The 13678-nt window shown below is 72.0% G+C and carries 17 protein-coding genes; 7 read left to right on the top strand and 10 right to left on the bottom strand.

Annotation, left to right across the window (positions count from 1 at the left end):
• Positions 1-11 precede the first annotated feature (11 nt).
• The 3 genes from fabG to OG574_RS37545 form a co-directional block, all read right to left on the bottom strand.
• Entirely contained in the window at positions 12-773 is a 762-nt protein-coding gene (gene fabG, locus OG574_RS37555; RefSeq protein WP_100597616.1) for a 3-oxoacyl-ACP reductase FabG, read from the bottom strand.
• Positions 774-932: 159 nt separating this feature from the next.
• Positions 933-1322: a DUF3037 domain-containing protein gene (locus OG574_RS37550; protein WP_326776829.1), complete on the bottom strand. Its 390-nt coding sequence runs from the start codon at positions 1320-1322 to the stop codon at positions 933-935.
• Positions 1319-2146, bottom strand: a complete 828-nt coding sequence (locus OG574_RS37545; protein ID WP_326776828.1) for a HipA family kinase — start codon at positions 2144-2146, stop codon at positions 1319-1321. Before OG574_RS37545 ends, OG574_RS37550 begins: the two co-directional genes overlap by 4 nt.
• 119 nt (positions 2147-2265) lie before the next feature.
• Between OG574_RS37545 and OG574_RS37540 the strand changes: the two genes are divergently transcribed.
• Entirely contained in the window at positions 2266-2724 is a 459-nt protein-coding gene (locus OG574_RS37540) for a Rieske (2Fe-2S) protein (RefSeq protein WP_326776827.1), read from the top strand.
• Between the two features lie 9 nt (positions 2725-2733).
• Here the strand turns inward: OG574_RS37540 and OG574_RS37535 are convergent, their stop codons facing one another.
• Positions 2734-3378 carry a cysteine hydrolase gene (locus OG574_RS37535; RefSeq protein ID WP_326776826.1) on the bottom strand — a complete coding sequence of 215 codons (645 nt, stop codon included), beginning with the start codon at positions 3376-3378 and terminating at the stop codon, positions 2734-2736.
• A 124-nt stretch (positions 3379-3502) separates the two neighbouring features.
• Here OG574_RS37535 and OG574_RS37530 point away from each other — a divergent pair, with 124 nt between their 5' ends.
• Positions 3503-3970: a pyridoxamine 5'-phosphate oxidase family protein gene (locus tag OG574_RS37530; RefSeq protein WP_326776825.1), complete on the top strand. Its 468-nt coding sequence runs from the start codon at positions 3503-3505 to the stop codon at positions 3968-3970.
• Between the two features lies 1 nt (position 3971).
• On the opposite strand, the gene OG574_RS37525 is transcribed toward OG574_RS37530, so the two are convergent.
• On the bottom strand, positions 3972-4937 hold the full coding sequence (locus tag OG574_RS37525; protein WP_326776824.1) for a LysR family transcriptional regulator: 966 nt from the start codon (positions 4935-4937) through the stop codon (positions 3972-3974).
• A 75-nt stretch (positions 4938-5012) separates the two neighbouring features.
• Here OG574_RS37525 and OG574_RS37520 point away from each other — a divergent pair, with 75 nt between their 5' ends.
• Positions 5013-6038 (top strand): DMT family transporter, encoded by a 1026-nt coding sequence (locus OG574_RS37520; RefSeq protein ID WP_326776823.1) that lies wholly within the window; start codon positions 5013-5015, stop codon positions 6036-6038.
• Here the strand turns inward: OG574_RS37520 and OG574_RS37515 are convergent.
• Positions 6029-7360 (bottom strand): aminotransferase class I/II-fold pyridoxal phosphate-dependent enzyme, encoded by a 1332-nt coding sequence (locus OG574_RS37515; RefSeq protein ID WP_326776822.1) that lies wholly within the window; start codon positions 7358-7360, stop codon positions 6029-6031. The genes OG574_RS37520 and OG574_RS37515 overlap by 10 nt on opposite strands.
• Positions 7361-7395: 35 nt before the next feature.
• Between OG574_RS37515 and OG574_RS37510 the strand changes: the two genes are divergently transcribed.
• Positions 7396-8094, top strand: a complete 699-nt coding sequence (locus OG574_RS37510; protein ID WP_326776821.1) for a pyridoxamine 5'-phosphate oxidase family protein — start codon at positions 7396-7398, stop codon at positions 8092-8094.
• A gap of 73 nt (positions 8095-8167) precedes the next feature.
• On the opposite strand, the gene OG574_RS37505 is transcribed toward OG574_RS37510, so the two are convergent.
• From OG574_RS37505 to OG574_RS37495, 3 genes are all read right to left on the bottom strand, one after another.
• Entirely contained in the window at positions 8168-9073 is a 906-nt protein-coding gene (locus OG574_RS37505) for a DMT family transporter (protein ID WP_326778747.1), read from the bottom strand.
• 283 nt (positions 9074-9356) lie between these two features.
• On the bottom strand, positions 9357-10388 hold the full coding sequence (locus tag OG574_RS37500; RefSeq protein WP_326776820.1) for an EamA family transporter: 1032 nt from the start codon (positions 10386-10388) through the stop codon (positions 9357-9359).
• A 161-nt stretch (positions 10389-10549) separates the two neighbouring features.
• A complete protein-coding gene (locus OG574_RS37495) occupies positions 10550-11062 on the bottom strand; it encodes a Clp protease N-terminal domain-containing protein (protein WP_398377399.1) in 513 nt (170 codons plus the stop codon).
• A gap of 221 nt (positions 11063-11283) precedes the next feature.
• Here OG574_RS37495 and OG574_RS37490 point away from each other — a divergent pair, with 221 nt between their 5' ends.
• Both OG574_RS37490 and OG574_RS37485 read left to right on the top strand, forming a co-directional pair.
• On the top strand, positions 11284-11451 hold the full coding sequence (locus OG574_RS37490; RefSeq protein ID WP_326776818.1) for a hypothetical protein: 168 nt from the start codon (positions 11284-11286) through the stop codon (positions 11449-11451).
• 123 nt (positions 11452-11574) lie between these two features.
• Positions 11575-12003 (top strand): type II toxin-antitoxin system Rv0910 family toxin, encoded by a 429-nt coding sequence (locus OG574_RS37485; RefSeq protein WP_326776817.1) that lies wholly within the window; start codon positions 11575-11577, stop codon positions 12001-12003.
• A 96-nt stretch (positions 12004-12099) separates the two neighbouring features.
• Here OG574_RS37485 and OG574_RS37480 read toward each other — a convergent pair whose 3' ends face one another.
• Positions 12100-12717 carry a PadR family transcriptional regulator gene (locus tag OG574_RS37480; RefSeq protein WP_326776816.1) on the bottom strand — a complete coding sequence of 206 codons (618 nt, stop codon included), beginning with the start codon at positions 12715-12717 and terminating at the stop codon, positions 12100-12102.
• A gap of 139 nt (positions 12718-12856) precedes the next feature.
• Here OG574_RS37480 and OG574_RS37475 point away from each other — a divergent pair, with 139 nt between their 5' ends.
• On the top strand, positions 12857-13666 hold the full coding sequence (locus OG574_RS37475) for a PhzF family phenazine biosynthesis protein (RefSeq protein WP_326776815.1): 810 nt from the start codon (positions 12857-12859) through the stop codon (positions 13664-13666).
• Positions 13667-13678: the final 12 nt, after the last annotated feature.

The raw sequence follows: 13678 nt of genomic DNA, 5'->3' as shown, positions 1-13678 counted from the left end.
TTCCCCCGGCCCTAGTTGAGCGGTCCGCCGGCGACGTACATGACCTGGCCGGAGACGAATCCGGCCGCCTCGCCGGTGAAGAAGGCGATGGCGTTGGCGATGTCGTCGGGCTTGCCCACGCGCTGGACCGGGATCTGCGTGGCGGCGGCGGCCTGGAACTCCTCGAAGCCCATGCCGACACGGGCGGCGGTGGCGGCCGTCATCTCGGTGACGATGAAGCCGGGGGCGACGGCGTTCGCGGTGACGCCGAACTTGCCGAGCTCCTTGGCGAGGGTCTTGGTGAAGCCCTGGAGGCCGGCCTTGGCCGCCGAGTAGTTGACCTGGCCGCGGTTGCCGAGCGCCGACGACGAGGACAGGTTGACGATGCGGCCGAACTTGGCGTCCACCATGTGCTTCTGGACGGCCTTCGACATCAGGAACGCGCCGCGCAAGTGCACGTTCATGACGGTGTCCCAGTCCAGGGCGCTCATCTTGAACAGCAGGTTGTCGCGGAGCACACCCGCGTTGTTGACGAGGATCGTCGGCGCGCCGAGCTCCTCGGCGATGCGCGCGACGGCGGCCTCGACCTGCGCCTCGTCGGCGACGTCGCAGCCGACCGCGAGGGCCTTGCCACCGGCGTTGGTGATCTTCTCGACGGTGTCCTTGCAGGCGGCCTCGTCGAGGTCGATCACGGCTACGGCGCGACCCTCGGCGGCCAGACGTACGGCGGTAGCGGCGCCGATGCCGCGTGCGGCACCGGTGACGATCGCGACGCGCTGCTCAGTGGTGGACATGCTCTTCGGTCTCCTCGCCCTAGAGTGCGGCCCTCACGTCCCAACTCGGTGAGCGACCGCTTAGTACCCTGTGGACGTGACGCTAGAAGTCCTGGCACCCGGTGTCAACGTACCCACCGGGTGCGACTGATCACTCACCGCGAAGGGGCCACCGCGAGGTCACCTCACCAGGAGGTCGAGAAGCCTGTCGACCTCTGCCTCGGGGTCCTCGGTGAGACCGGTGTGCACGGGTCCGGGCTGCACGACCGTGGAGCGCGGCGCGACCAGCCACCGGAAGCGCCGGCCCGCGTCGTCGTCCGCCGCCTGGCCCGCGTCGCCGCCGCCTCGGCAGTGCCGTTCGACGGCGGCGAGCGACGCGCGGACGCCGGTCACGTCCGCCTCGGGGTCGAGGGCGCGCAGCTTCGCCTCGTCGAGGTGCGTGAGCGCGCGGACGTAGGACTTGGCGCGGCAGTAGACGACCACGCCGGCGTTGATCTGCTCGCCGCGCTCGACGCGCGGGACGACGCGCAGCAGCGCGTATTCGAAGACGTCTCGGCTGGTCGCGGTCACCGGGTGCCGCCCTTCACACTCGCCGTGCCGGTCAGCCAGCCCGAGGTGCGCGGGACGCGGTCGGGATCCCGCTCGGGCAGGCCGATGCGTTCGTGGACGGTGGCCGCGCGGGGCAGCAGCACGGCGGCGTACGCGCGCCGCACCGCGTCGGGGTCGTCGAAGCCAGGCTCGTCGGCGAGCCAGGCGTCGGGGACGTCGGCGGTGACCTCGGCGAGCAGTTCCTCGGTGAGCCGCGGCGCGAGCTCCGCCGCGGCCGCCGCGACATCGGGCGCGAAGGGGGCGAGGGCGTGGTCGGAGGCGTCGTACGGGCGGGCCGCCGCGGCCTCCGCGCCGCGCCAGTTGTGGTGCCAGATCATGCTCGCGCCGTGGTCGATGAGCCACAGGTCGCCGTGCCAGACCAGCATGTTGGGGTTGCGCCAGGACCGGTCGACGTTGTTGATCAGGGCGTCGAACCAGACGACGCGCCCCGCCTCCACGGGATCCACCTCGTAGGCGAGGGGGTCGAAGCCGAGCGCACCGGAGAGGTACCGCATGCCGAGGTTCACGCCACCGCTCGACTTGAGGAGGCCCTGCACCTCCTGGTCGGGCTCGCCGAGGCCGATCACGGGGTCGAGTCCGATCCGCACGAGCCCCGGCACCCGGAATCCGAGCCGCCGCGCGAGCCCTCCGCAGATCACCTCCGCGACAAGCGTTTTGCGGCCCTGTCCCGCGCCGGTGAACTTCATGACGTACGGGGCGAGATCGTCGGCCTCGACGAGCCCGGGAAGTGATCCGCCTTCCCTCATGGGGGTGACATAGCGGGTCGCCGTGACTTCGGTGAGCATTGCCCCAGGTTAGGCGACGCATCATCGCCGTACGAAAGTCCGTCCGGTGTTGAACATTCCGGTCCCGCGGCCCGTACGAGTGAGGGCCACCCCCCTCGAACCGAAGGGAAACACCAGTAATGACCGCTTCGCACGAGTCCGTATCCGCCCCGACCCGCCGTACCGTCGTCGCGGCCGTGGGAGCCGCCGGTATCGCCGCCGCGCTCACCGCGTGCGGGAGCTCGGACGATTCGTCGTCCTCCGAGCCGGCGGGGAACGCGGCCAACGACGGCGCGGCCAAGGACGGGGCAGGGAAGGAACTCGCCAAGACCGCCGACATCCCGGTCGGCGGCGGAAAGATCTTCGGTGACGCGGGCGTGGTGGTCACGCAGCCGAAGAAGGGCGAGTTCAAGGCCTTCACGAACATCTGCACCCACAAGCAGTGCCCGGTCACCGCGATCGAGGGCGGCACCATCAACTGCCCGTGCCACGGCAGCAAGTTCTCCATCGAGGACGGCAGCGTGAAGCACCCGCCCGCCGCGCAGCCGCTGGCCGCCAAGGAGATCACCGTCTCGGGCGACTCGATCACGCTCGCGTAGCGACGCGGGTCAGCGGCCTCGGCGCGGGCGCTTCCAGCAGGTGAGCACGTCCTGTGTGGACGTCACGGTGGCAACGAGGGCGAGCGTGTTGCGGATCATCGCGGGGGTGTAGTCGGACGGCACCCCCGCGATCGCGTCGGCGGGCACGGCGACGGTGTAGCCGCGGTTCACCGCGTCGAAGACGGCGTTCGGTATGGCGACGTTCGCCGAGACGCCGGTGACGATCAGCGTCCGGCAGCCGAGGTTGCGCAGCAGGGCGTCCACGTCGGTGCCCGCGATGGGCGAGAGGCCGTGCAGCCGGCGTACGACGATGTCCTCGTCCGCCACCTCGACGGGCGGCGCGATCCTGACCGCAACGGTGCCGGAGATCTGCTGCACGGGCAGGCGCGCGGCGGCGCGGAACAGGCGTCCGTTGTGGTTGGCGCCGCGTCCGTCGGGCCGCCGCTCCGCCACGGCGTGCAGCACCTGTACGCCGCTCTCGTGCGCACCTGCGACAAGTCGCGCCACATTGCCGAGCGCCCCGGACGACCTGGCCTCCTCGGCGAGTTCGGGCAGGGCGCTGTCAGGGCCGACGACCCCCTGCTGGCACTCCACGGTCAGCAGTACCGCGGTGGCCGGATCGAGCAGTTCGGCGAGCTCTTCGTACGACGGCACGGGGTCCCCCTGTCGCAGGCGTCCTGAGCGGCGAGAGATTAGCCACCATTGCGCCACGGGGGAAGACACCGCATGCTTCTGATCTGACACATCGTCAGCAAGAAGCCCTCGAAGGGGAGTACGCATGGCCGTCACACAGCGTCGGGGCCGCAAGATCATGATGACGCCGGCCGAGCTGGACGAGTTCCTGGGGTCCCAGCGCACGTGCCGCGTCGCCACCGTCTCGCCCGACGGCTCCCCGCACGTCAGCACCCTGTGGTTCGTCTGGGACGGCGCCTGCCTGTGGCTGTACTCGATCACGCGCAGCCGCCGCTGGGCCGACCTGCTCAAGGACCCCCGCATCGCCGTCGTGATCGACGCGGGCGAGGAGTACGGGGAGCTGCGCGGCGCCGAGCTGTCGGGCATGGTGGAGTTCGTCGGGGAGAGCCCGCGCACCGGCGAGGCCGTGCCCGAACTGGACGTCCCCGAGCGGCTGTTCGCCCGCAAGAACTTCGCGATGGACGAGATGGCGCACGACGGCCGGCACGCCTGGGCCCGGCTCACGCCCGACAAGATCGCGTCGTGGGACTTCAGGAAGCTGGCGTCGCTCTAGCTCACGCTTGGGGGGCCGTCTCCTGGGGAGCCATCTCTTGGGAGCCACCCCCTGGGGCGACGTCCCCGCCCAGACTCGCCCCCACGCTCCGGAGCGCCCTCACCGCCGCCCTGATCGACGGCCGCCGGTCCGCGTCGGCCCGCCACACGACGTAGACGTGCCGGCGTACGCGCCGGCGCACCGGCACGGTCACCACCCCGTCCGGCACCGGATCGCGCCCGAGGAGCGGCGCCACGCACACACCGAGCCCGGCGGCGACGAGGCCGAGCTGGGTGTGGGTCTCGGCGGCGCGATGGCCGATGCGGGGCTCGACGCCCTTGGCGCGCAGCGTGAAGAGCAGCCACTCGTGGCAGAACTCGCCCTCGCCCCACGTGATCCACTCGTCGTCGGCGAAGTCCTCCAGACCCACCTCGCGGCGGCCTGCGAGGGGGTGGTCCGCCGGCATCGCGACATCGGCGGGGTCGTCGAGGATCGCCGCCTTGACGAGACCGTCGGGGAGCGGCATCGGCTTGTTGTACCAGTCGAGCACGACTGCCAGGTCGAGGTCGCCGCGCACGACCCCGGCAACCCCCAGCTCGGGCTCCAGCTCCTGCGAGCGCAGCCGCAGGCCCGGGTGCTCCGCGCGCAGAGCCGCGAGGGCGCGCGGGAAGAGACCGCGGGCGGCGGTCGGGAACGCGGAGATCCGCAGCTCCCCCACGACCTGCCCGCGGTGCGCCTCCAGGTCGGACTGCGCGAGCTCGACCTGGGACAGGATCCGCCCGGCGTGCTCGGCGAGCAGCCGCCCGGCGTCGGTGAGCCGCACTCCCCTGCCGTTCTTGGCGAGGAGCTGCTGCCCGACCTCGCGCTCCAGCTTGGCCATCTGCTGCGAGACGGCGGACGTCGTGACGTGCAGCCCTGCCGCGGCGCCGCTGACGGACCCGTGGCGGGCGAGTGCGTCGAGGGTGCGCAGGCGCTCCAGGTTCAACATGTAAGTGATGCTAAGCGATACCAGGGAACAAGTCTCGCTTGTGCTAAGAGGTTGTGGGGCGGCATCGTTATGCCCATGAGCACCGTCGCCTCCTCGTCGCCCCCTGCGACTCCGGCCCCCGCGCCTTCCGAGATCTCTGCCGACAACCCTGCCTCCTCGCCTTCCGAGATCCCTACCGGGTCCCCTGCCTCCGCCCGCCCCCGCCGCGCTCTCGACTGGCGCGTCCGCTTCGGTGTCCTGTCGCTGATCTGGGGCTTCAGCTTTCTCCTCATCAAGGTCGGCACCGAGGGCTACGCGCCGTTCCAGGTGACGCTGGGGCGGCTGGCGTTCGGTACGGCGGTGCTCGCCGTGGCCATGGCCGTGAAGCGTGAGCGGCTGCCGAGGGGCCTGCGGACGTGGGGGCACATCGCGGTGGCGGCGCTGCTGCTCAACTCCCTGCCGTTCTCGCTGTTCGCGTTCTCCGAGCAGACGATCCCGTCGACGCTGGCCGGTATCTGCAACGCGACGTCACCGCTGTGGGGCATGGCCCTGTCTCTGGTGGCGCTCTCCGAGGACCGGCCGACGCGCCGCCGGGTCGCGGGGCTCGGCATCGGCTTCCTCGGGGTGCTCACGGTCCTCGGCGTGTGGCAGGGCTTCCACGGCCTGGACCTGGCCGGCACGGCGATGGCGCTGCTCGCCTCGCTGAGCTACCCGGTCGGCTGGATCTATCTGCGCCGTACGCTGGCCGGGACCGGCCACTCGAACCTGTCGCTCTCGGGAGCGCAGCTCCTGATGGCCACGGTCCAACTGGCCGTCGTCACCCCGCTGTTCACCACGCTCCCGGCCCACCTCCCGGTCGTGCCCCTGCTCGCGATCGTCGCCCTGGGCGCACTCGGCACCGGCCTCGCGTTCCTCATCCAGTACGGCCTGGTGGCGGAGGTCGGTCCGACCACGGCGCAGATGGTCACGTATTTCATCCCGGTGATCGCGACGGCCGCGGGGGTCGCCCTGCTCGGCGAGTCCCTGACCTGGTCCACCCCGATCGGCGCGGTGATCGTGCTGGCGGGCGCGGCACTCACACAGTCCAGGGCGCGAACCCCTCGGCGCAGCGCTCAGCCGTAACGGCGCGCGGGGGCCGGCCCGGTGGCGGACGCGACGGCGTCGGCCACCGGGCCGATGTCGTCCGCGCCGAGCGTCGACACCGTGATCCGCACCCCGGGCGCCGCCCCCATCCGGAAGCGCGCCCCGGGCGCGACGGCCCACCCGGCGTGCAGCAGCCGCGCGACCGCTCCCGTCTCGTCCGGCACGGGTACCCACACGTTCAGGCCGCTGCGCCCGTGCGCCTCGACCCCGCGCTCGGCGAGGGCCGCGATGAGCGCGTCGCGCCGGCGCCCGTAGGACGCGGCGACGGTTCCGGTGTCCACCGCCCCCTCGGTCCACAGCCGCGCGACGGCCCGCTGCAGGATGCGGCTCACCCAGCCGGGACCGAGGCGCTGGCGCCCTTGGACCCGGTCGACCGTGACGGCGTCACCCGTCAGCACGGCGATGCGCAGGTCGGGCCCGTACGCCTTGGCTGCGGAACGGACGAACGCCCAGTGCCGCGTCACACCGGCGAGCGGATGCAGCGGCAGGTCGACGATCCCGTGTCCGTGGTCGTCCTCGATGAGCAGTACGTCCTTGTGGGCCGCCAGGACCTTGCGCAGGGCACGCGCGCGTGGGGCCGTGACGGCGGCGCCGGTGGGGTTCTGGGCCCGGTCGGTGATCACCAGGGCCCGCGCACCCGCGCCCAGGGCCCGCTCCACCGCGTCGGGCAGCGGCCCGTCGTCGTCCACGCCGACGGGCACCACGCGCAGCCCGAGCGCCGGGACCAGGTCGAGCATGCTGCCCCAGCCCGGATCCTCGACGGCGACGGCGTCGCCGGGCTTCAGGTGTGCGGCAAGCACCCGCTCGATGGCGTCGAGGGAGCCCGAGGCGACGGCGACAGGCCCCTCGGGGACCCCGTCCTCGTCGAAGGCCACGCGCGCGTGGCGGGCCAACTCCGGCTCGAGGGGCCCGTCCCCGTAGAGGACGGGCGCCTTGTCGCCCTGCGCGGCCGCCCAGGCGAACGCCTCGGCGAGCGGGGGCAGCAGGCCCGTGTCGGGATTGCCGTTCGAGACGTCGCGCACCCCGGCCGGTACGTCGACGCGGATCAGCTCGCGGGCCGTCGTGGCCGGCTTGGACCGTACGCGGCTGCCGCGGCGCCCCGCGGTCTCGATCACTCCGCGCTCGCGGAGCGTGCGATAGGCGGCCGCGACCGTATTGGGATTGACCCCGAGATGCTGGGCCAACTCCCTCATGGGCGGCAGAAGTTGATCCGGCTGCAGGTCACCCTTGCCCACCGCGCGCTCCACGCTGGCCGCAATCTCTGCTGCGCGCCGTCCTTCGATCGGATACTCTCCTAGCACAAAGCATATTATGCACTAGTGCAATGGAGTTTGCAATGAGCGTGGCATCCGAGCCCGGCACCGTCGCTTCCGGGGACGCCTCCGCCCCCTACCCGGCGACCGACCGCACCGTCCCGGCCCGCATGCGCGAGCGGACGTACTACGACCGTGAGCTGGTCCACTCGATACTCGACGAGGCGTACATCTGCCATCTCGGGTTCGTCCGCGACGGCTCCCCCGTCGTGCTGCCGACCCTGTACGGCCGCGTCGGCGAGACGCTCTACGTGCACGGTTCGACGGGCGCGCGCGTCCAGCGCATGGCGGGTGCGGCCGACCCCGGTCTGCAGGTCTGCCTGACGGTCACCCACGTCGACGGTCTGGTACTCGCGCGCTCCGCCTTCCACCACTCCCTCAACTACCGCTCCGTGGTGGTGCACGGCCTCGCCCACCAGGTGACCGACCGCGACGAGAAGCGCACGGCGCTCGACGCGATCGTCGACCACGTGGTGCCGGGCCGCGCCCAGGACTCGCGCCCCGGGAACGACAAGGAACTCGCGGCGACGTCCGTCCTGCGCCTCGACCTCGCGGAGGTCTCCGCGCGGGTCCGCGCCGGCGGCCCCAACGACGACGAGGAGGACCTCGGCCTGCCGTACTGGACCGGCGTCGTCCCGCTCACCAAGGGCCACGGCGCACCGATCCCGGCCGACGACCTCGCCCCGGGAATCGCCGTGCCGGACTACCTGGCGGGTCTGTAGGACACTCCTACGGCGGTCAGGGCGAGCCTTCCCCGGTGGGCGTCGGCACGCGCACCGGGGCGCCCGGGTCCGGCTACCTCGCCCGCGCCTCGGCCACGGCGAGCCCCGTCACCGCGGCCAGCATCAGGACCGTGCCCGCCACCGTCGGCGCGGTCAGCCGCTCACCGAGCAGCGCGACCGCGATGACGGCGGCGCTCACCGGTTCTAGCAGCATGATCACCGAGACGGTCGCGGACCTGACGACCGCGGCGCCCGAGAAGTACAGGGCGTAGGCGAGCGCAGTGGGTACTGACGCGATGTAGACCAGCATCCCCAGGACCTGGAGCGGCTGGGAGGTGTGCGGCACCAGCCCCTCCAGCGCACCGAGCGGCAGGAGGCTCACCGCGGCGACGGCGAACGTCAGGACGGACGTGTCGAGTTGATCGCCCGACCGGCCGTCCCGCCCGAACCACCGCGTCACGAGGGTCATCACGGCGTATCCGGCCGCGGAGACCAGGGCCCAGGCGACCCCGGCGGGACGCACGGCCGCGCCCCCGCCGCCGAGCACGAGGACAGTAAGGCCCGCGAGCGCGCCCAGGACGGCCAGCAGCCCGCCGCCGCCGAGGCGTTCGCCCATGATCAGGCGCGCGCCGAGGGCGATGAGTACGGGTCCCGCGCCCAGGGTGACCACGGTGGCGACGGCGAGTCCGGTCGCCTGGACCCCCGCGAAGTACGCGGTCTGGAAGACGCTCAGGGCGATCCCGGTGACGGCGATCCGCACCGCCCTGCGCAGGCGCGGTTCCGCCACGGGCCGGGTCCTGCGCGGTCGCAGGGCCCGCGCCACGAGCAGCAGTGCGAGGCCGCCCACGCAGCGCCAGAACGACAGGGCGGCGGGGCCGAGGTCGCTGGCCCGGAAGACCAGCGAGGCGGCCGCGCCGGCGGTGCCCCAGGCGACGCCGGCGACAACGAGGTAGAGGAGTCCGCGCCCGACGGGCAACAGCGGTGCTGCCCCGGCGGGCGACGTACGGGACGAGGTGTCGGCTGAGTCAGCCGCGACAGTGTGCGACACGTGGTTCTCCACGAAGAATGGCCTCCGCGCCCCATGAATGGGGGCGGGGCAGGGACACGGACTGTCGTCTGCGGGCAGCCGTGAGCCGCTCGGGTCGTCCCGAGCCGGATCTTCGTCAGATGGGTCGCCGGAGCGCAATGCTCCGGACGGCCACCGCCCGCGTTACGCGGCCGGGGGCGGAAGCACGAGTGCGCGTGAATGCATGATCAACACCCTACTTCGCGCTGCCGCGACCGGACAACGTCTTGTCCGGCGACTGCGGGGACGCCTCGTTCGGGGCGGCCCCACCGGCCACGGCCACCACCTCGGGCTTCGCCGGGGCCGAGGACTGCGCGATGAACGCCCCGACCAGGACGACCGCGCCGCCGACGATCTGCGGTGCCGACAGGTGCTCACCCAGGAGCACCCAGGCCAGCACGGTCGCGATGACCGCTTCCAGGCAGGCCACGACGCCGGCCACCTGGGGCGAGAGCCGGCGCACGGAGAGGACTCCGGTGACGTAGGCGATGACCGTGGCGATCAGGACGATCCAGCAGAGCAGCAGCCACGCGGGCACGGAGGTGCCGTTCATCGAGGCGCTGCCGCCGAGCACGGACCAGTCCATACCCCAGGGGCGCGCCACGGCGGTCAGGACGAGGGCGCCGACGAGCAGCCCGTACGCGATCACGCCGAGCGGATCCGGCGCCCGGTCGCCCGCGTCGCTGCCCTGGTCGGACAGGACGAAGTAGCCGACCTGGCAGCAGGCGGCGGCGAGGGCGAGCAGCAGGCCGATCAGGTCGACGCTCAGGCCCGCCCACACCTCGACGACGCAGGCGAGACCGCCTACGGCGAGGACCACGCCGAGCGCGGCGGCGCGCGTCACGGGCCTGCGCTGCACGAAACGCACCCAGCCCAGAACCAGCGCGGGGGCGAGGTACTCGATGAGGAGCGCGACGCCGACGGGGATACGAGAGATCGCGGCGAAGTAGCAGGCCTGTACACCGGCGACGGCGAGCAGGCCGAAACCGGCGAGCAGCGCGGGCCGCCGGACGACCAGGGAGCGGTGTCGCCAGGCGACGGGCAGCATGACGAGCGCGGCGCCGGCGACGCGCAGCCACACCACGTGGAGCGGGTCGAGACCCGCCTCGATCAGCGGCTTGGCCGCCACACCCGAACCGCCGAAGGCGAGCGCCGAGACAAGGGCGAGCCCCAGTCCGACACCTCGCCCGCGGTTCACCTGAAGTCCCTGAGACGCATGCACCGGCACATCATGACAGCCGGCGTCATGACCGTCATCCCCAATGACCCCTGTCTCACGTGCCGGACGCGCCGGGCAGGACGAACTGGAGGGCACGGCCTCAAGAGCCGCACCCCCGAACAGAACCAAGCCTCAACACAAAGCCAGGCCTCAGCCCCAAACCGCCCGCCTCAGCACTCGGCCTCGACATGCCGCCGCAGGCTCTCCGCATCGACCCCGGCCCGCCCGAGCACCTCGACCGCGCGGCACTCCCGGTCCGCAGCGAGCGAGGTGAGGAGGTCGACGCCGCGCGCACGCGGGTCGCCGCGGCGCTCGGCGCGGTCGAGCGCGGCCTCCATCGCGGCGGCCGCGGCGGGCGACCAGCCGAGCCCCGTCACGACGGGCACGGCCCCCGAGTCCTCGACGGTGCCCTGCCACTGGAGGCCGTAGCCGATGCTCCGCTGCACGAGATAGCCGAGGAGGCGGGCCAGCTGCGGGCCGCCGTCGAAGGCCTCGCGCACCTGCGGGTCGGTCTCGAGGAGCGAGTGCAGGAGGTGCGCGGTGTCGATCTGACGGTCCCCGTCGCGGACGGCTCTGCGGCGAGCGCCGGCCACCACCGAGGCGAGCTCGGGACTGAGCCTGGCGTCAACATCTGCACGGCTGTGGCCGCTTGCCGCGGCCTCGGACGGGGTAGGGCTTTGCACATCTCCCACCTCATCAGCCCCTGTCCGGCCGGGCATCCCCGGCGGGAAGCATTTCCACGTCCGACACAAGGTGGGCACGCATGAGCGGGTTCTCCTCCTTACGGATGAGATCGCGCCTTTTTTACCCGGCGGGGCGCGCGCCGCCTTGCACAGCGCCACTCACGCAACCGCAGACATACCGGAACTCGTCCTTCACAAGTATGAAGAGCAGGTGCTGGCTCGTGGCCCTGCCAGCGATCGACGGCAGACAGTACGTGTATCGGGTGTACGCACCCGACGACGCACTGCTCGCCGACCTGTTCTGGGACGCCTGGCACTGCCACGACGAGGGACCGTTCCCGCGCGCATCGGACCTCTTCGACGCCGCGGTCATCGAAAGGATCGGCTGACGACGGCCCACCCTCTCCCCACTTCTGACAGTTCATCAGTATTGAATGTTCGCGGTCCTGCGGCTACTTTCCGCGACACCACGGCTGCGCCCGCCGCAGCTCTCGTCGAGAAGGGGTGGTCGCATGGCCGAAGTCAGCGCGGAAGCACGGATAGGGGCACCCGCGGAGAAGGTCTGGGCCCAGCTCACCGACTTCACCGCGTACGGGGAGTGGAACGCCACGCACACGAGCTTCCCGAAGGGCGCCCCGACGGCGCTCGAAGTGGGCGGCACCTTCGAGGAGAACATGAAGCTCATGGGCTTCCCGGCGGAGGTGACCTGGACCGTCGAGGACCTGGAGACCACCCGCACCCTCGCCATCAAGGGCAAGGGTCCGATGGGCGTCACCGTCGGCACGCGCTACACCCTGACCGCGGACGGCGACGGCACGACGGTCCGCATCGACGGCGAGTTCACCGGCGCCGCAGTGTCCCTGATGGCGGGCAAGCTCAAGGACTCGGCGACGGCCGCGCTCAACGAGTCACTGCGCAAACTGGCCGGTCTCGTCGCCTGAGCCGGCCCGACGCGCGCGCGAACACGTGAAAGGCGCCCCGCACGCTCGGTGCGGGGCGCCTTCATCTGTCGGTACGGGGAATCCCCCCGGCGGATCTCAGTCCTCGTCGGCGAGGATCAGGTACAGCTTCTTGCGGGCGTCATTGATGACGGTCAGCGCCTTCTCGCGCTGCTCCTTGCTGCCGGTCTTCCAGACCTGCCCGAACGCCTCCATCAGACCGAAGCCGGCCTGCCGGATCTCGTTCAGGCTGTCCCAGTCGACCCCGCGCCCGGCCTCTTCCCACGGGGCGTCGGGCCCCTCGTCGGCCGCGGAACGGCCCGACTCGGTGAGCGCGAACAGCTTCTTGCCGCCCTCGCTCTCGCTGGCGATCAGGCCCTCGTCCTCGAGCAGCTGAAGGGTCGGGTACACCGAACCCGGGCTGGGCTTCCACGCCCCGCCGCTGCGCTCGGCGATCTCCTGGATCATCTCGTAGCCGTGCATCGGACGGTCCTTCAGGAGGGCCAGGATCGACGCGCGTACGTCGCCGCGCCGTGCCCTTCCACGAGGTCCGCCCCGGCCGCCGCGCCCGCCGCCGCCCCAGGGTCCCGGGCCGAAGCCCGGCCCGAAGGGGCCGAAGGCGGCGCGCCGCCCTTCGAAGCCGCCCCGACCGGGATGGCCGGGCCCGCACTGTCCATGTCCGTGTCCGTGTTCATGCTCGTAGCCATGGGAACGCATCGCAATCATTCCTTCCATCGTTGATCGGTCGCGATGCGTCAACGATATATCGGAACTGTTCGGCTGACAACCCTGTGCCGGTCCAGCTCTCCCGAATTGGCCTTGGCCTGCACGTTCGCCGTCCCCGTAGCGTCAGCCCATGCGCATTCGAATCGTGGACGCCTTCACCGACCGCCCCTTCGCCGGCAATCCGGCCGGCGTACTGCTCCTCGACGACTTCCCCGACGACGCCCGACTCCAGGACATCGCCACTGAGGTCAACCACGCCGAGACGGCCTTCGCCCACCCGCTGCCCGCCGGCGGCACCGCCAGCTGGGCGCTGCGCTGGTTCACCCCCTCCACCGAGGTCGACATGTGCGGCCACGCCACCCTGGCCACCGCGCACGTGCTGCACAGCACCGGCGCGGCCGACGGCCCGGTCCGCTTCGCCACTCGCAGCGGCGTGCTCGTCGCGACCCCGCACGAGGACGGCACGATCTCGCTCGACTTCCCGACCGCGCCCCTGACTCGTATCGAAAGCCCCGAAGGGGTCGCGGCCGCCCTGGGCGCCGAGCCGCTCTCCGTCCACGACACGGGCCGCCAGGTGGGAGACCTGCTCGTCGAGCTCGCCGACGAGAGGACGGTGCATGCCCTCGCACCCGACCTCAAGGCCCTCGCCGCCTGTTCCGAGCGCGGCGTCATCGCCACCGCCCGCGCCGCGAACCCCGACGGCGCCTACGACTTCGTCTCCCGCTGCTTCTTCCCCCGCGTCGGCATCGACGAGGACCCGGTCACCGGCAGCGCCCACACGGCCCTCGCGCCGTTCTGGTCCCCGCGCCTCGGCCGCGCCGAACTCACCGGCCTCCAGGCCTCCGCCCGCACGGGCTTCGTCCGCACCGAACTGCGCGGCGCCCGCACCCTGCTGACCGGCAGCGCCGTCACGGTCATCGAGGGAGACCTGCTCGCCTAGGGCCTCTCCCCC

The sequence above is a fragment of the Streptomyces sp. NBC_01445 genome (genome assembly GCF_035918235.1).
GTDB lineage: Bacteria > Actinomycetota > Actinomycetes > Streptomycetales > Streptomycetaceae > Streptomyces.
Note: the sequence above shows the minus strand (reverse complement) of the source record. Positions and strands in the feature narration are given on the sequence as shown.